The 18,093-nt window shown below is 41.1% G+C and carries 18 protein-coding genes; all 18 read left to right on the top strand.

Annotated features, from left to right (window positions below; genetic code table 11):
* Positions 1-293 precede the first annotated feature (293 nt).
* Complete coding sequence (locus QM956_RS10365) at positions 294-578, top strand: DUF2695 domain-containing protein (protein WP_084925724.1); 285 nt, start codon at positions 294-296, stop codon at positions 576-578.
* Between the two features lie 224 nt (positions 579-802).
* Entirely contained in the window at positions 803-2,464 is a 1,662-nt protein-coding gene (locus tag QM956_RS10360; RefSeq protein ID WP_084886691.1) for a ribonuclease J, read from the top strand.
* Positions 2,465-2,532: 68 nt separating this feature from the next.
* A complete protein-coding gene (locus QM956_RS10355; protein ID WP_049486691.1) occupies positions 2,533-3,312 on the top strand; it encodes an alpha/beta hydrolase in 780 nt (259 codons plus the stop codon).
* Positions 3,313-3,445: 133 nt separating this feature from the next.
* Positions 3,446-4,669 (top strand): peptidoglycan bridge formation alanyltransferase MurM, encoded by a 1,224-nt coding sequence (locus QM956_RS10350; RefSeq protein WP_261020385.1) that lies wholly within the window; start codon positions 3,446-3,448, stop codon positions 4,667-4,669.
* 4 nt (positions 4,670-4,673) lie between these two features.
* The gene (locus QM956_RS10345; RefSeq protein WP_001174043.1) at positions 4,674-5,906 is read left to right on the top strand and encodes an aminoacyltransferase; all 1,233 of its coding nucleotides are present in this window, start codon (positions 4,674-4,676) and stop codon (positions 5,904-5,906) included.
* A 78-nt stretch (positions 5,907-5,984) separates the two neighbouring features.
* The gene (locus tag QM956_RS10340; RefSeq protein WP_033685418.1) at positions 5,985-6,686 is read left to right on the top strand and encodes a M57 family metalloprotease; all 702 of its coding nucleotides are present in this window, start codon (positions 5,985-5,987) and stop codon (positions 6,684-6,686) included.
* 38 nt (positions 6,687-6,724) lie between these two features.
* Positions 6,725-8,572, top strand: coding sequence for an excinuclease ABC subunit UvrC (gene uvrC, locus QM956_RS10335; protein WP_414302508.1), 1,848 nt, complete (start codon positions 6,725-6,727; stop codon positions 8,570-8,572).
* Positions 8,562-9,416: a metallophosphoesterase family protein gene (locus QM956_RS10330; protein ID WP_414302507.1), complete on the top strand. Its 855-nt coding sequence runs from the start codon at positions 8,562-8,564 to the stop codon at positions 9,414-9,416. The genes uvrC and QM956_RS10330 overlap by 11 nt, the downstream gene beginning before the upstream one ends.
* Before the next feature lie 173 nt (positions 9,417-9,589).
* Positions 9,590-10,195, top strand: a complete 606-nt coding sequence (locus QM956_RS10325; RefSeq protein WP_045612125.1) for a nitroreductase family protein — start codon at positions 9,590-9,592, stop codon at positions 10,193-10,195.
* 13 nt (positions 10,196-10,208) lie between these two features.
* On the top strand, positions 10,209-11,609 hold the full coding sequence (gene pepV / locus QM956_RS10320) for a dipeptidase PepV (protein ID WP_414302506.1): 1,401 nt from the start codon (positions 10,209-10,211) through the stop codon (positions 11,607-11,609).
* Positions 11,610-11,662: 53 nt separating this feature from the next.
* On the top strand, positions 11,663-12,241 hold the full coding sequence (locus QM956_RS10315; RefSeq protein ID WP_227326098.1) for a uracil-DNA glycosylase family protein: 579 nt from the start codon (positions 11,663-11,665) through the stop codon (positions 12,239-12,241).
* Between the two features lie 113 nt (positions 12,242-12,354).
* Positions 12,355-12,642 (top strand): rhodanese-like domain-containing protein, encoded by a 288-nt coding sequence (locus QM956_RS10310; RefSeq protein WP_045612121.1) that lies wholly within the window; start codon positions 12,355-12,357, stop codon positions 12,640-12,642.
* A gap of 171 nt (positions 12,643-12,813) precedes the next feature.
* Positions 12,814-14,139: a branched-chain amino acid transport system II carrier protein gene (gene brnQ, locus QM956_RS10305; RefSeq protein ID WP_261083022.1), complete on the top strand. Its 1,326-nt coding sequence runs from the start codon at positions 12,814-12,816 to the stop codon at positions 14,137-14,139.
* Between the two features lie 97 nt (positions 14,140-14,236).
* On the top strand, positions 14,237-15,274 hold the full coding sequence (locus tag QM956_RS10300; protein WP_414302505.1) for a M42 family metallopeptidase: 1,038 nt from the start codon (positions 14,237-14,239) through the stop codon (positions 15,272-15,274).
* 1 nt (position 15,275) lies between these two features.
* Complete coding sequence (locus QM956_RS10295) at positions 15,276-15,746, top strand: HIT family protein (protein ID WP_261083020.1); 471 nt, start codon at positions 15,276-15,278, stop codon at positions 15,744-15,746.
* Positions 15,747-15,748: 2 nt separating this feature from the next.
* Positions 15,749-16,465: an LD-carboxypeptidase LdcB/DacB gene (gene ldcB, locus QM956_RS10290; protein WP_060627734.1), complete on the top strand. Its 717-nt coding sequence runs from the start codon at positions 15,749-15,751 to the stop codon at positions 16,463-16,465.
* Between the two features lie 121 nt (positions 16,466-16,586).
* On the top strand, positions 16,587-17,012 hold the full coding sequence (rplK, locus tag QM956_RS10285) for a 50S ribosomal protein L11 (RefSeq protein WP_001085809.1): 426 nt from the start codon (positions 16,587-16,589) through the stop codon (positions 17,010-17,012).
* 207 nt (positions 17,013-17,219) lie between these two features.
* On the top strand, positions 17,220-17,909 hold the full coding sequence (gene rplA, locus QM956_RS10280) for a 50S ribosomal protein L1 (RefSeq protein ID WP_001085675.1): 690 nt from the start codon (positions 17,220-17,222) through the stop codon (positions 17,907-17,909).
* The last annotated feature ends 184 nt before the right edge of the window (positions 17,910-18,093 follow it).

The raw sequence follows: 18,093 nt of genomic DNA, 5'->3' as shown, positions 1-18,093 counted from the left end.
TATGATTCTTTCTAATGAGTTGTTTCGTCGCTTTTCATTATAGATCTTATGGGACTTTTTTTCTACACAAAAATAGGCTCCATAATATCTATAGGGGATTTACCCACTACAAATATTATAGAGCCAAAAAAGTGAATAGAGATAGAAAGAGTTGGTTTGCTGACTCTTTTTATATTCATGAATAAGCTCCAATTGGAGTCGGTTTTGTGTTATAATGAGGAAAGAGGACTAGTTGGCAGATAAACTGGTCAGTTGGCAGATAAACTGGTCAAAGGAAATCCTAGAGGTGTCAAATGGATAAGCTGAAGAAAAAGAGATTACGAGCGGACTATAAAAAGCAAGAAAGACAAAAATTCGAAGAAAGTTTGCCCCTGTCAAGGGAGCTCTTTTTTGACTTGTTTGACTTTTTGGATGTAGAGCTTGAATATCAAGCTTGTCAAGACGATTTTTTATTAACACAAACATTTCTAGAAGAGCACAATGTGGATGTCGAAACAGTTAGAGACTTTTTAGAAACAAATGGAGCCTACTGTGACTGCGAAGTGCTATTCAATGTCGCGGAAAGATTTGAAGAGTGACAGGAAGCTAGTCAGAAAACATTCTTTTGAGGAGCTTGTAGTTCTCACTTGTTTGTGCATTTGAGAAGAGTTATTTATAGTTCTTTAACTGGAAACCTTCATTTTGAAAATCATCAAAAAAATGGTATAATAGTAGGAAAAGATTCGGCTAAAAGTAATAGTGCTTTTAGAATAAAAGGGTAAGTAACCCTATAATCAAGATAAACTAAGATTTTGGAGGAAAAATGAGTAATATTAGTTTAACAACACTTGGTGGTGTACGTGAAAATGGGAAAAATATGTACATTGCTGAAATTGGAGAGTCCATTTTTGTTTTGAATGTAGGGTTAAAATATCCCGAAAATGAACAATTAGGGGTTGATGTGGTGATTCCAAAGATGGATTACCTTTTTGAAAATAGCGACCGTATTGCTGGGGTTTTCTTGACCCACGGGCATGCGGATGCCATTGGTGCTCTGCCTTATCTCTTGACAGAGGCTAAAGTTCCTGTATTTGGGTCTGAGTTGACCATTGAGTTGGCCAAACTCTTTGTCAAAGGAAATGATGCCGTTAAGGAATTTAATGATTTCCATGTCATTGATGAGAATACGGAGATTGATTTTGGTGGGACAGTGGTTTCCTTCTTCCCTACGACTTACTCCGTTCCAGAGAGCCTGGGAATTGTCTTGAAGACAGCTGAAGGTAGCATCGTTTATACAGGTGACTTCAAATTTGACCAGACAGCTAGTGAATCCTATGCGACAGACTTCGCTCGTTTGGCAGAAATCGGTCGTGACGGCGTCCTGGCTCTCCTCAGTGATTCGGCCAATGCGGACAGCAATATTCAGGTGGCTAGTGAAAGTGAAGTTAGGGATGAAATTACCCAAACCATTGCTGACTGGGAAGGTCGTATCATCGTTGCAGCTGTTTCCAGTAACCTTTCTCGTATCCAGCAGATTTTTGATGCTGCGGATAAAACAGGTCGACGTATTGTCTTGACAGGATTTGATATTGAAAATATCGTCCGCACAGCGATTCGTCTCAAGAAGTTGTCTTTAGCCAACGAAATTCTCTTGATTAAGCCGAAAGATATGTCTCGCTTTGAAGACCATGAGTTGATTATTCTTGAGACAGGTCGTATGGGTGAACCTATCAATGGACTTCGTAAGATGTCGATTGGTCGCCATCGTTATGTAGAAATCAAGGATGGGGACCTGGTCTATATTGCTACGGCTCCGTCTATTGCTAAAGAAGCCTTCGTTGCGCGTGTGGAAAACATGATTTACCAAGCTGGAGGGGTTGTCAAACTGATCACTCAAAGCTTGCGTGTGTCAGGGCATGGAAATGCGCGTGATTTGCAGCTGATGATCAATCTCTTGCAACCCAAGTATCTCTTCCCGATTCAAGGAGAATACCGTGAGTTGGATGCCCATGCTAAGGCTGCTATGGCCGTCGGGATGCTGCCAGAACGCATTTTCATTCCTAAAAAGGGAACCAGCATGGCTTATGAGAATGGAGACTTTGTCCCAGCTGGAGCGGTTTCAGCAGGGGATGTCTTGATTGATGGAAATGCCATTGGGGATGTTGGAAATGTGGTTCTTCGTGACCGTAAGGTCTTGTCAGAGGATGGTATTTTCATCGTCGCAATTACCGTTAACCGTCGTGAGAAGAAAATTGTAGCCAAGGCTCGTGTTCACACGCGTGGATTTGTTTATCTCAAGAAGAGTCGCGATATTCTCCGTGAAAGTTCCGAATTGATTAACCAGACGGTAGAAGACTATCTTCAAGGAGATGACTTTGACTGGGCAGATCTCAAAGGGAAGGTTCGTGATAATCTTACCAAGTATCTCTTTGACCAAACCAAACGTCGTCCAGCTATTTTACCAGTAGTCATGGAAGCAAAATAATCGTTGAAATAAACAGAGAGAAAGTCGAATTTCGGCTTTTTCTTATCGGAAAATAGAAGGAGAAAATCATGGCAGTAATGAAAATTGAGTATTACTCACAAGTTTTGGATATGGAGTGGGGAGTGAATGTTCTTTACCCCGATGCCAATCGAGTGGAAGAACCAGATTGTAAAGATATTCCCGTCTTGTACCTCTTGCACGGGATGTCTGGCAACCATAATAGCTGGCTCAAGCGGACCAATGTAGAACGCTTGCTTCGAGGAACCAATCTCATCGTTGTCATGCCTAATACCAGCAATGGTTGGTACACCGATACCCAGTATGGTTTTGACTATTACACAGCTCTAGCAGAAGAATTGCCACAGGTTTTGAAACGCTTCTTCCCTAATATGACCAGCAAGCGTGAAAAGACCTTTATCGCTGGTCTATCTATGGGAGGTTACGGCTGTTTTAAACTGGCTCTTGCTACAAATCGTTTTTCTCATGCAGCTAGTTTTTCAGGTGCCCTTAGCTTTCAAGATTTTTCTCCTGAAAGCCAAGATTTGGGAACACCAGCTTATTGGAGAGGTGTTTTTGGAGAGATTAAAGACTGGACAACTAGTCCTTATTCTCTTGAAAGTCTGGCTAAAAAATCTGATAAAAAGACCAAGCTTTGGGCTTGGTGTGGGGAGCAGGATTTCTTGTACGAAGCCAATAATCTCGCAGTGAAAAATCTCAAAAAACTGGGATTTGATGTGACCTATAGCCATAGTGCTGGAACTCACGAATGGTACTACTGGGAAAAACAATTGGAACGGTTCTTAGCAACCCTACCAATCGATTTCAAATTAGAAGAGAGATTAAGCTAGCTTAGTTTGTGTTACTCTTTCAATAACCATGTCTTCTATGGAATAGAAACTAAAATATGTTTTTACTAGACTTTCTAAACAAAAATAGTAGAATAGTAGTTAAATTCTATTATTGTTGGAAAGAGAGTAAGAGATGTATCGTTATCAAATTGGCATTCCCGCATTAGAATATGATCAGTTTGTCAAAGACCATGAATTAGGCAATGTATTACAAAGTAGTGCTTGGGAAGAAGTTAAGTCTGATTGGCAACATGAGAAGTTTGGTGTTTACAGGGAAGAAAAATTACTGGCGACAGCTAGTATTTTGATTAGAACTCTTCCGCTAGGCTATAAAATGTTTTACGTCCCAAGAGGACCCATATTGGATTATGGAGATACAGAACTCTTGAGTTTTGTCATTCAGTCCATTAAGTCTTATGCTCGCAGTAAGAGAGCTATTTTTGTGACTTTTGACCCAAGTATTTGCCTGTCTCAAAGTTTAATTAATCAGGAAAAAACAGAATTTCCTGAAAATCTGGCTATTATTGATAGTTTGCAACAAATGGGAGTAAGGTGGTCAGGAAAAACAGAGGAAATGGGAGACACCATTCAACCTCGTATTCAGGCGAAAATATACAAGGAAAATTTTGAAGAAGATAAACTTTCCAAGTCAACAAAACAGGCTATTCGAACAGCACGGAATAAGGGGGTAGAGATTCAATTTGGTGGAACTGAATTATTGGAGTCTTTTTCCTTTTTGATGAAAAAAACCGAGAAGCGGAAAGAGATTCATTTGAGGAATGAAGCCTATTATAAAAAGTTATTAGATAATTTTAAGGACAAGGCCTATATCACCTTGGCAACCTTGGATGTCTCTAAACGTTCGCAAGAATTAGAAGAACAGTTAGCGAAAAACAGAGTCTTGGAAGAGACCTTTACTGAGTCGACTCGAACTTCAAAAGTAGAAGCGCAGAAGAAGGAAAAAGAACGTTTGTTAGAGGAATTGACCTTCTTGCAGGAATATATAGATGCAGGTCAAGCAAGAGTTCCTTTAGCGGCTACCTTGACTTTAGAATTCGGACAAACTTCTGTCAATCTATACGCAGGAATGGATGAAGATTTTAGACGATATAAAGCCCCTATTTTGACTTGGTATGAGACAGCTCAATATTCCTTTGAACGTGGCATTTTATGGCAAAATTTAGGAGGCGTCGAGAATGCTTTAGATGGTGGACTCTATCGTTTTAAAGCTAATTTTAATCCAACGATTGAAGAATACTTGGGTGAATTTACAATGCCTACCCATCCTCTTTATTCTCTGTTAAGAATCGCTCTTGATTTTCGCAAGGCATTAAGAACAAAACATCATAGAAGGTAAGTACATGGCATTAATTACACTCACAAAAGAAGAATTTCAAGCTTATTCTGATCAGGTCTCTTCTCGTTCTTTTATGCAATCTGTCCAGATGGGGGACTTGTTAGAAAAAAGAGGGGCTCGAATTGTTTATCTTGCATTGAAACAAGAAGGAGAAATTCAAGTTGCAGCTCTGGTTTATAGCTTGCCCATGCTGGGTGGCCTACATATGGAGATCAATTCGGGGCCGATTTATACCCAACAAGATGCTCTCCCAGTTTTTTATGCGGAGTTAAAAGAATATGCCAAGCAAAATGGTGTATTAGAGTTGCTTGTAAAACCTTATGAAACTTATCAAACTTTTGATGGTGAAGGTAATCCAATAGATGCTGAGAAAAAAAGTATTATTCAAGATTTGACTGATTTAGGTTATCAATTTGATGGTTTAAAAACAGGTTACCCAGGTGGAGAACCGGATTGGTTATATTGTAAAGATTTGAATGAGCTAACTGAAAAGACCTTGCTTAACAGTTTTAGTAAAAAGGGGAAAGCTTTGGTGAAAAAGGCTGATACATTTGGTATTCAGTTGAAAAAATTAAATCGTGAAGAACTTTCAATTTTTAAAGATATAACAAAAACAACCTCTGAACGTCGAGAATATAGTGATAAAAGTTTAGAATATTATGAGCATTTTTATGACTCTTTTGGAGAAAAAGCCGAGTTTGTAATTGCTATTCTAAATTTAGGAGAATATATACAAAATTTAATACATAAGCAAAAAGAATTATCTGAAAAAATAGCTACCTCATTACTCTTATTAGAACAATATCCAGATTCTGCACAAAAGAAAAAAGAACACAAAGAGTTGGCTAGGCAGTATGAAAGCTTTGAAGTTCGAAAAGCAGAAGCACGAGAGTTGATTAAAAAATATGGAGAGAAAGATCTTGTCTTAGCAGGTAGTTTATTTATTTATATGCCTCAAGAAACGACCTATCTTTTTAGTGGTTCCTATACTGAGTTTAATAAATTTTATGCACCAGCTTTGCTTCAGAAATATGTTATGTTGGAAAGCATAAAACGTGGGATCCCTAAATACAACTTTCTAGGGATTCAAGGGATTTTTGATGGTAGTGATGGTGTTTTACGTTTTAAACAAAATTTTAATGGTTATATTGTACGTAAAGCAGGAACTTTCCGTTATTATCCATCTCCCCTAAAATATAAAGCTATTCAGTTACTCAAAAAAATATTAGGACGCTAAGATAAGAAAATTGGTCTTTAGCTTTCTTTCAGCTTATTTTAGTAAAATAGACTTTATTTGCTAGAAAGGTGGAGAGACATGCGCTGGATTTTTCGTTTGATAGGGGCTTTCTTTTCTTTTGTGTGGCGTTTGTTTTGGCGCCTGGTTTGGATAGCTTTTCTTTTGTGTGCTTTTGCTTTTGGACTTCTCTGGTATCTTAACGGAGATTTTCAAGGAGCGCTAAAGCAAGCAGAACGGTCAGTAAAAATTGGTCAACAAAGTATCGACCAATGGGAAAAAACAGGGCAACTGCCTAAGTTGAACCAGACAGATAGCCACCAACACTCTGAAGGAAGGTGGCCGCAGGCTTCTGCTCGTATTTACCTAGATCCGCAGATGGATTCAGGATTTCAAGAAGCTTATGTAGAAGCGATTCAGAATTGGAATCAAACGGGTGCTTTTAATTTTGAAATCGTGACTGAGGCCAGCAAGGCAGATATCTTGGCTACGGAGATGAATGACGGAGGTACTCCTGTGGCAGGAGAGGCAGAAAGTCAGACCAATCTCTTGACGGGGCAATTCTTGTCTGTCACGGTACGGTTGAATCACTATTATCTTTCCAATCCTAACTATGGCTATTCCTATGAGCGCATTGTCCACACGGCAGAACATGAGTTGGGTCATGCGATTGGCTTGGACCATACAGATGAGAAGTCTGTCATGCAACCAGCAGGTTCCTTTTATGGTATCCAGGAAGAGGATGTTGAAAGACTTCGAAAATTATATGAGACCAATGAGTAGGGGACTATCTTTCCCTACTTTTTTGCTATAATGGAACTATGAATAACTTGATTAAATCAAAACTAGAGCTCTTACCGACCAGCCCTGGTTGCTATATTCACAAGGATAAAAACGGCACCATTATCTATGTAGGAAAGGCTAAAAATCTGCGCAACCGCGTGAGGTCTTATTTCCGTGGGAGTCATGATACCAAGACAGAGGCTCTGGTATCTGAAATTGTGGATTTTGAATTTATTGTTACGGAGTCTAATATTGAGGCACTTCTCCTAGAAATCAACCTGATCAAGGAAAATAAGCCCAAGTACAATATTATGCTCAAGGATGATAAGTCCTATCCCTTCATCAAAATCACCAATGAGCGCTATCCTCGCTTGATTATCACCCGTCAGGTCAAAAAGGACGGAGGTCTCTACTTTGGACCTTATCCAGATGTGGGGGCAGCCAATGAAATCAAGCGACTACTGGATCGGATTTTCCCTTTTCGTAAGTGCACCAATCCGCCGTCTAAGGTCTGTTTTTACTACCATATCGGTCAATGTATGGCTCACACCATCTGTAAGAAGGATGAGGCCTATTTCAAGTCTATGGCTCAGGAGGTTTCTGATTTCCTAAAAGGGCAGGATGATCAAATTATCGATGACCTCAAGGGCAAGATGGCAGCGGCAGCTCAGACTATGGAATTTGAACGTGCAGCGGAATACCGTGATCTAATTCAAGCCATTGGAACGCTTCGAACCAAGCAACGGGTCATGGCTAAGGATCTCCAAAATCGGGATGTCTTTGGCTACTATGTGGACAAGGGCTGGATGTGTGTTCAGGTTTTCTTTGTCCGTCAGGGTAAGCTTATTGAGCGCGATGTCAATCTCTTTCCCTATTACAATGATCCGGATGAGGACTTTCTAACCTATGTGGGACAATTTTATCAAGAAAAATCTCACCTAGTTCCCAATGAGGTACTGATTCCGCAGGATATTGACGAAGAAGCTGTCAAGGCCTTGGTGGATACCAAGATTGTCAAACCCCAGCGTGGAGAGAAAAAGCAGCTGGTCAATTTGGCTATAAAGAATGCTCGAGTCAGCCTAGAGCAGAAATTCAACCTGCTGGAGAAATCTGTTGAAAAGACCCAGGGGGCTATTGAAAATCTAGGACGCTTGCTCCAAATTCCCACCCCAGTTCGCATCGAGTCCTTCGATAACTCCAACATCATGGGAACTAGTCCTGTTTCAGCCATGGTGGTCTTTGTCAACGGAAAACCTAGTAAGAAGGATTACCGTAAGTATAAAATCAAGACTGTCGTCGGGCCAGACGACTATGCCAGTATGCGTGAGGTTATTCGCAGGCGCTATGGTCGAGTACAGCGTGACGGTTTGACTCCTCCAGATTTGATTGTCATCGATGGGGGACAAGGTCAAGTCAATATCGCCAAGCAGGTCATCCAAGAAGAACTGGGCTTGGATATCCCCATTGCAGGTCTGCAAAAGAATGACAAGCACCAAACCCATGAATTGCTCTTTGGAGATCCGCTTGAGGTGGTGGAGTTATCTCGCAATTCTCAGGAATTTTTCCTGCTCCAACGTATCCAAGATGAGGTCCACCGCTTTGCTATTACGTTCCACCGTCAACTGCGCTCCAAAAATTCTTTTTCATCACAACTGGATGGAATTGACGGTCTGGGACCTAAACGCAAGCAGAATCTCATGAAGCATTTCAAGTCTTTGACCAAAATCAAGGAAGCCAGTGTGGATGAGATTGTCGAAGTTGGAGTACCTAGAGCGGTTGCAGAGGCTGTGCAGAGAAAGTTGAACCCGCAGGAGGCAGAAGTCTTGCCTCAAGTGGCGGAAGAACAAGTAGATTATCAAACGGAAGGAAATCACAATGAAACATAAAATCGCAATTTTATCAGATATTCATGGCAATGCGACGGCCCTAGAAGCAGTGATTGCAGATGCTAAAAATCAAGGAGTCAGTGAATACTGGCTTCTGGGAGATATTTTTCTTCCTGGTCCAGGCGCAAATGACTTAGTCGCCCTGCTAAAGGACCTTTCTATCACAACCAGTGTTCGAGGCAATTGGGATGATCGTGTCCTTGAGGCCTTGGATGGCGAATATGGTTTGGAACATCCGAAAGAAATCCAGTCAATGCGCATGACCCAGTTTTTGATGGAGCAAATGGATCCTGCAACGATTGTCTGGCTACGAAGCTTGCCTTTGCTGGAAAAGAAAGAGGTTGATGGGTTGCGCTTTTCTATCTCTCATAATTTACCTGACAAAAATTATGGGGGTGACTTGTTGGTTGGGAATGATACAGAAAAATTTGACCAACTGCTAGATGAGGAAACGGACGTGGCAGTCTATGGTCATGTCCACAAGCAGTTGCTTCGTTACGGCAGTCAAGGGCAACAAATCATCAATCCAGGGTCGATTGGCATGCCCTATTTTAATTGGGAGGCGTTAAAAAATCACCGTGCCCAGTATGCCGTGATAGAAGTTGAAGATGGGGAATTGGTAAATATCCTATTTCGTAAAGTTGCTTATGACTATGAAGCGGAGTTGGAGTTGGCCAAATTCAAGGGGCTTCCTTTTATCGAAATGTATGAAGAGCTACGACGAGAAGACAACTATCAGGGGCACAATCTGGAACTATTAGCAAGCTTAATAGAAAAGCATGGGTATGTAGAAGATGTGAAGAATTTCTTGGAGGCTATAAAGTCAGAATATAAGATAGACTAGTTTCTTTAAGTAACTGAAAATTAATTGGAACTGGATGAGGGGATTCCTGTTTTAAATGGTTTTCTTCATTCGGTTGCTTATCCTTGTTCCAATTTCTTTCTATGAAAAATCTCTGCAAGCTCTTTCAAATTATGGTAGAATGGAAACAGTAGAATTAGAAAAGGAAATCGATTATGAAATTTCTTGAATTAAATAAAAAACGTCATGCGACCAAGCATTTCACTGATAAGCCAGTTGATCCTAAAGATGTTCGTACGGCTATCGAAATCGCAACCTTGGCTCCAAGCGCCCACAATAGCCAGCCATGGAAATTTGTGGTGGTTCGTGAGAAAAATGCTGAATTGGCAAAGTTGGCTTACGGTTCTAACTTTGAGCAGGTATCATCAGCGCCTGTAACCATTGCCCTGTTTACGGATACAGACCTTGCCAAACGTGCTCGTAAGATTGCCCGAGTTGGTGGTGCTAATAACTTTTCTGAAGAACAACTTCAATATTTCATGAAGAATTTGCCTGCTGAGTTTGCGCGTTACAGTGAACAACAAGTCAGCGACTACCTAGCCCTCAATGCAGGTCTGGTTGCCATGAACTTGGTTCTCGCTCTTACAGACCAAGGAATCGGATCAAATTTGATCCTTGGATTTGACAAATCAAAAGTCAATGAGGTTTTGGAAATTGAAGACCGTTTCCGTCCAGAACTTTTGATTACAGTGGGTTACACAGACGAAAAATTAGAACCAAGCTACCGTTTGCCAGTAGATGAAATCATCGAGAAAAGATAGAAAGAAGAAAAAAATGACAGCAATTGATTTTACAGCAGAAGTAGAAAAACGCAAAGAAGACCTCTTGGCTGACTTGTTTAGCCTTTTGGAAATCAACTCAGAACGTGATGATAGCAAGGTTGATGCTGAGCATCCATTTGGACCTGGGCCGGTAAAAGCCTTGGAAAAATTCCTTGAAATCGCAGACCGTGATGGCTATCCAACTAAGAATGTTGACAATTACGCAGGACATTTTGAGTTTGGTGATGGAGAAGAAGTTCTCGGAATCTTTGCCCACATGGATGTAGTGCCTGCTGGTAGCGGTTGGGACACAGATCCTTACACACCAACTATCAAAGATGGTCGTCTTTATGCGCGTGGTGCTTCGGACGACAAGGGGCCTACAACAGCTTGTTACTATGGTTTGAAAATCATCAAAGAATTGGGGCTTCCAACTTCTAAAAAAGTTCGTTTCATCGTCGGAACAGACGAAGAATCAGGCTGGGCAGACATGGACTACTACTTCGAGCACGTAGGACTTGCAAAACCAGACTTCGGTTTCTCTCCAGATGCTGAGTTCCCTATCATCAATGGTGAAAAAGGAAACATCACGGAATACCTCCACTTTGCAGGTGAAAATGAAGGTGCTGTTCGTCTTCACAGTTTTACAGGTGGTTTGCGTGAAAACATGGTACCAGAATCAGCAACAGCGGTTGTTTCAGGTGATTTGACTGACTTGCAAGCTAAACTAGATGCCTTTGTTGCAGAACATAAACTCAGAGGAGAAATTCAAGAAGAAGCTGGTCAATACAAGGTGACAATCATTGGTAAATCAGCCCACGGTGCTATGCCTGCTTCAGGTGTCAATGGTGCAACTTACCTAGCTCTCTTCCTCAGTCAGTTTGACTTTGCAGGACCAGCTAAAGACTACCTTGACATCGCTGGTAAAATTCTCTTGAACGACCATGAGGGTGAAAATCTCAAGATTGCCCATGTGGATGAAAAGATGGGTGCCCTTTCTATGAATGCGGGTGTCTTCCGCTTCGATGAAGCAAGTGCTGATAATACCATTGCCCTTAATATCCGCTATCCAAAAGGAACAAGCCCAGAGCAAATCAAGTCAATCCTTGAAAACTTGTCAGTTGCTTCTGTTAGCCTTTCTGAGCACGGGCATACCCCTCACTATGTGCCAATGGAAGATCCACTTGTGCAAACCTTGTTGAATGTCTATGAAAAACAAACTGGCCTTAAAGGTCACGAGCAAGTTATCGGTGGTGGAACCTTTGGTCGTTTGCTCGAACGCGGAGTTGCCTACGGTGCCATGTTCCCAGACTCAATTGACACCATGCACCAAGCCAATGAATTTATCGCCTTGGACGATCTCTTCCGAGCTGCAGCAATCTATGCCGAAGCTATTTATGAATTGATCAAATAAAACGATAGAAGTCTGAGATTGTATGCTTAGACTTCTTTTTGGAGGGAAAGTAGATGTCTCAAATCGAAAGAATCAAGCAAGCCATTATGGCGGATCCGCAGAATGCTACCTATACAAAGCGTGGCATCGAGCCTCTCTTTGCAGCGCCAAAGACTGCTCGCATCAATATCATCGGTCAAGCGCCTGGTCTTAAAACCCAAGAAGCAGGCCTTTACTGGAAAGATAAGAGTGGTGACCGCTTGCGCGACTGGCTAGGTGTGGATGAAGATACCTTTTACAATTCAGGATATTTTGCTGTTCTGCCTATGGATTTCTACTTTCCAGGGCATGGCAAGTCAGGTGATTTACCACCGAGAACTGGCTTTGCTGAAAAATGGCATCCGCAGCTCTTGCAAGAATTACCAGATATTCAATTGACCCTTTTGATTGGTCAATATGCCCAGGCCTACTATTTAAAGGAGAAAATCAGTGGCAAGGTGACAGATAGAGTTCGACGCTATCAGGATTATTTGCCAGACTATTTTCCTTTAGTTCACCCCTCGCCACGAAATCAAATCTGGATGGCTAAAAATCCTTGGTTTGAGTCAGAAGTGGTGCCAGATTTGAAAAAAAGAATTAAAACTATTTTATAGTCAATGAAAATCAAAGAGCAAACTAGGAAGCTAGCCGCAGGCTGTACTTGAGTACGGTAAGGCGACGCTGACGTGGTTTGAAGAGATTTTCGAAGAGTATTAGGAGAAAAAGAATGAAAGAAATAACCTTTGACGCATTTTACCAGCTTTACCAAAATGAGCAACTTTCTTTAGTGGACGTGAGAGAAGTGGATGAGTTTGAAGCTCTTCATTTAGAAGGTGCTCAGAATCTTCCTCTGAGTCAATTGGCCGATATCTATGATCAGTTGGACAAGAACCAGTTGCATTATGTCATTTGTAAATCTGGAATGAGATCGGCGCGTGCTTGCCAATTCTTATCAGAACAAGGTTATGAGGTTATCAATGTCCAAGGTGGCATGATGGCCTTTGAAGAACTTTAAACATTACAATTTTCTCCTACTTGGTGTAATCTCGGTAGGAGAATATTATTTTTAGACAATTCTCATTTTTAAGAATCTTGAAAACATTCAATATTTACTTCGTGAAGCTTTTTTCATACTCCCATTCATGATATACTAGGTCAGTATTTTATAAATATGAAGGAGATTTTCATGGCTAAAAAAGGTGCCTTAACAGGTTTGCTCCTGTTTGGAATATTTTTTGGTGCGGGGAACTTGATTTTTCCGCCTTCTCTAGGTGCTCTATCTGGGGAACATTTTCTTCCTGCCATCGCAGGTTTTGTCTTTTCAGGCGTTGGTATCGCCGTCTTGACCCTTATTATTGGAACGCTAAATCCGAAAGGATATATTCACGAGATTTCAACAAAGATAGCACCTTGGTTTGCGACTCTTTACCTCTCAGTTCTTTACTTGTCAATCGGTCCATTCTTTGCTATCCCACGTACAGCTACAACAGCTTACGAAGTAGGGATTAAACCACTTTTGTCGGATGCAAATAAAGGACTTGGTTTGATTGTCTTTACGGTTCTTTACTTTGCGGCAGCCTATTTGATTTCGCTTAATCCATCAAAAATCTTGGATCGCATTGGCCGTATCTTAACGCCAGTCTTTGCGATTTTGATTGTTATCTTGGTTGTTCTAGGAGCTTTCAAATACGGTGGAACAAGTCCTCAAGTTGCTTCAGATGCTTATCAAGCTTCTGCCTTTGGTACAGGTTTCCTAGAAGGTTACAATACCTTGGACGCCCTTGCTTCAGTTGCCTTTAGTGTAATCGCAGTTCAAACCTTGAAACAACTTGGATTTTCAAGTAAGAAAGAATACATTTCGACTATTTGGGTTGTTGGTATCGTTGTTGCCCTTGCCTTCAGCGCTCTTTACATCGGTTTAGGTTTCCTTGGAAATCATTTCCCAGTACCTGCTGAAGCGATGAAGGGTGGAACACCAGGTGTTTACATCTTGTCACAAGCCACTCAAGAAATCTTTGGCTCAACAGCTCAACTCTTCCTTGCAGCTATGGTGACCGTAACCTGTTTTACAACAACAGTTGGTCTGATTGTGTCAACAGCTGAGTTCTTTAATGAACGCTTCCCACAAATCAGCTACAAGGTTTATGCGACAGCCTTTACCTTGATTGGATTTGCGATTGCCAATTTGGGTCTTGATGCAATTATCAAGTACTCAATCCCTGTACTGGTTATCTTGTACCCAATCACAATTGCCATTGTTATGATTGTCATCGTGAACAAATTTGTGGCTCTTTCAAAACCAGGTATGCAGTTGACAATTGCTGTTGTTACAGCCATTGCCATTGCAAGCGTACTAGGAAGCTCATTTAAAGTTGAGTTTCTTGCAAATCTTATCAACGCTCTTCCATTTGCCAAGGCATCACTTCCATGGTTGGTACCAGCCGTTGTCGGAATCCTGCTCTCATTGGTTTTACCAAACAAGCAAGAAAGTGATGTTTTTGAAATGGAATAATCACTAAAATCACTTTTGTAGCCAAGTCTACAGAAGTGATTTTATTTTTTTATCCGATGATAAATGTGTTATAATAGGTAGCAAAAGAGGTGAAGAAATGAATCAAACAGTAGAATATATCAAAGAACTGACAGCCATTGCGTCACCAACGGGTTTCACTCGTGAGATTTCAGACTATTTAGTCAAGACTCTAGAAGGTTTCTGTTACCAACCGGTTCGCACAGCCAAGGGCGGTGTCAATGTAACTATCAAAGGGCAAAATGATGAAGAGCATCGCTATGTGACTGCCCATGTGGATACGCTGGGTGCTATTGTCCGTGCTGTTAAACCAGACGGCCGTCTCAAATTGGATCGTATTGGTGGCTTTCCTTGGAACATGATTGAAGGTGAAAACTGTACTGTTCATGTGGCTAACACAGGTCAAAAGCTATCAGGAACCATCCTTATCCACCAGACTTCTTGCCATGTCTACAAGGATGCAGGAACTGCAGAACGTACTCAGGACAATATGGAAGTGCGTTTGGATGCAAAAGTGACCAATGAGAAAGAAACTCGTGCTCTTGGGATTGAGGTCGGTGATTTTATCAGCTTTGACCCACGAACTGTCGTAACTGAGACAGGTTTTATCAAGTCTCGTCATTTGGATGATAAGGTCAGCGCAGCGATTTTGCTTAACCTGCTTCGTGTTTATAAAGAAGAAAAGATTGAATTACCCGTAACAACCCATTTTGCTTTTTCAGTCTTTGAAGAAGTAGGTCACGGTGCTAACTCTAATATTCCTGCTCAGGTAGTAGAATATCTAGCTGTGGATATGGGAGCTATGGGCGATGACCAGCAGACAGATGAATATACAGTGTCTATCTGCGTCAAGGATGCTTCAGGTCCTTATCACTATGACTTCCGTCAACACTTGGTTGGATTGGCGAAAGAGCAAGATATTCCATTTAAGTTGGATATCTATCCATTTTATGGATCGGATGCTTCAGCGGCTATGTCTGCAGGTGCAGAAGTCAAACACGCCCTTCTCGGTGCTGGTATCGAATCTAGTCATTCTTATGAGCGTACCCATATTGACTCGGTGGTCGCAACGGAACGTATGGTTGATGCTTACCTTAAGAGCGCATTGGTAGACTAATATGTGCCTGATTTGCCAGAGAATTGACCTCATCAAAGCTGGGAAAAATCCTTACTTTGTAAGAGAGTTGGAAACAGGCTATCTTGTGATTGGAGACCACCAGTATTTTGCAGGCTATAGTCTCTTTCTAGCCAAGGAACATGTTACCGAATTGCATCATTTAGAGAAGGAAACTAGAATCCGTTTTCTAGAGGAAATGAGTTTAGTCCAAGAAGCAGTTGCTAAGGCCTTTGCTGCCGAGAAAATGAATATCGAACTTCTAGGCAATGGTGATGCCCATCTTCATTGGCATCTGTTTCCTAGACGAACAGGTGATATGAATGGTCACGGTCTCAAGGGGCGTGGGCCAGTTTGGTGGGTTCCCTTTGAAGAAATGACCTCAGAAACCTGCCAAGCAAAACCGGATGAGATTAAAAGATTAGTCAAACGATTATCGTTAGAAGTAGATAAACTATTAGAAATAAAGGAGTAGAAATGAAAAAAAGATACCTTATCTTGACAGCTTTGCTAGCCTTGAGTCTAGCAGCTTGTTCACAAGAAAAAGCAAAAAATGAAGATGGCTCAGTTAAGACAGAGCAAACAGCTAAAGCTGATGGAACAGTAGGAAGTAAGGCTCAAGGAGCTGCCCAGAAAAAAGCAGAAGTGGTTAACAAAGGAGACTACTACAGCATCCAAGGGAAATACGATGAAATCATCGTAGCCAATAAACACTACCCATTGTCAAAAGACTACAATCCAGGGGAAAATCCAACAGCCAAGGCTGAGTTGGTCAAACTCATCAAAGCGATGCAAGAGGCAGGTTTCCCAATTAGTGACCATTACAGTGGCTTTAGAAGTTATGAAACTCAGACCAAGCTCTATCAAGATTATGTTAATCAAGACGGAAAGGCAGCTGCTGACCGTTACTCTGCCCGACCTGGCTATAGTGAACACCAAACTGGCTTGGCCTTTGATGTTATTGGGACTGATGGTGATTTAGTAACAGAAGAAAAAGCAGCCCAATGGCTCTTGGACCATGCAGCTGATTATGGCTTTGTTGTCCGTTATCTCAAAGGTAAAGAAAAAGAAACAGGCTATATGGCTGAAGAATGGCACCTTCGTTATGTCGGAAAAGAAGCAAAAGAAATTGCTGAGAGTGGTCTCAGTTTGGAAGAATACTACGGCTTTGAAGGCGGAGATTATGTCGATTAAAAATAAACTTTTCTCTTGCAATTCTAGATAAATAGTGTATAATAGATGAGTATGTGTAAAGCATACTTGTGGGAGGTAAAAATCTTTAATTACCGCCAAAACCACAAAGGAGGATTTAAAAATGGCTAAAAAAGTCGAAAAACTTGTAAAATTGCAAATCCCTGCTGGTAAAGCTACACCAGCTCCACCGGTTGGACCTGCTCTTGGTCAAGCTGGTATCAACATCATGGGATTCACAAAAGAGTTCAACGCTCGTACAGCTGACCAAGCTGGTATGATTATTCCAGTTGTTATCTCAGTTTACGAAGATAAATCATTTACTTTCGTTACGAAAACACCACCAGCTGCTGTTCTTTTGAAAAAAGCTGCAGGTGTTGAAAAAGGATCAGGTACACCGAACAAAACTAAAGTTGCTACAGTTACTCGTGCACAAGTACAAGAAATTGCAGAAACTAAGATGCCAGATTTGAACGCAGCAAACGTAGAGTCTGCAATGCGTATGATCGAAGGTACTGCTCGTTCTATGGGATTCACTGTTGTTGACTAATCAATAATACAGTAGAAAATCTCACAGCAGTCTATTAGTTGCTTTTCATACTAGGCAAGTGACTGAAGCTTGTACTTGGGTACAGCAAGGGAGCTTAACGAAGTAGGAAAAGAAAAATAATAGACTGAAAACCCGCAAGACTTCATCATTTCGAGAAGTGACGTGGGAGATGAAAATCGATTGAACCACTTACAAGGAGAATAGAAAATGGCTAAAAAAAGCAAACAACTTCGTGCTGCTCTTGAGAAAATCGACAGCACAAAAGCATACAGCGTAGAAGAAGCTGTAGCACTTGCAAAAGAAACTAACTTTGCAAAATTTGACGCAACTGTAGAAGTTGCTTACAACTTGAACATCGACGTTAAAAAAGCTGATCAACAAATCCGTGGAGCAATGGTATTGCCAAACGGTACTGGTAAAACTTCACGCGTTCTTGTTTTCGCACGTGGTGCAAAAGCTGAAGAAGCAAAAGCTGCTGGTGCAGACTTTGTTGGTGAAGATGACCTTGTTGCTAAAATCAACGACGGTTGGTTGGACTTCGACGTAGTTATTGCTACACCTGACATGATGGCTCTTGTTGGACGTCTTGGACGTGTCCTTGGACCACGTAACTTGATGCCAAACCCTAAAACTGGTACTGTAACAATGGATGTTGCTAAAGCAGTTGAAGAGTCTAAAGGTGGTAAAATCACTTACCGTGCTGACCGTGCAGGTAACGTTCAAGCAATCATCGGTAAAGTATCATTTGAAGCTGAAAAATTGGTTGAAAACTTTAAAGCTTTCAACGAAACAATCCAAAAAGCAAAACCAGCTACAGCTAAAGGAACTTACGTAACAAACTTGACTATCACAACTACTCAAGGTGTTGGTATCAAAGTTGACGTAAACTCACTTTAATCAGTAGTTTATAACAGAGAACGAGTGCGAAAGTGCTCGTTTTTTTGTCTTTAGTTATTGATTCTAAAGAATCGATGTGGCTTCATTCGTTTTTTCTTTTATGATTTAGGAGAAAAAATAATTGAAAAAAATCAGAGAAAGTTTTGTATTCTATTATTGAAATTGTTGAGGTTATGGGATAAAA

This window comes from Streptococcus mitis, from assembly GCF_047460035.1.
Lineage (GTDB): Bacteria > Bacillota > Bacilli > Lactobacillales > Streptococcaceae > Streptococcus > Streptococcus mitis_DW.
The sequence above is the reverse complement of the archived record's forward strand: the minus strand, read 5'-3'. Positions and strand labels throughout refer to the sequence as shown.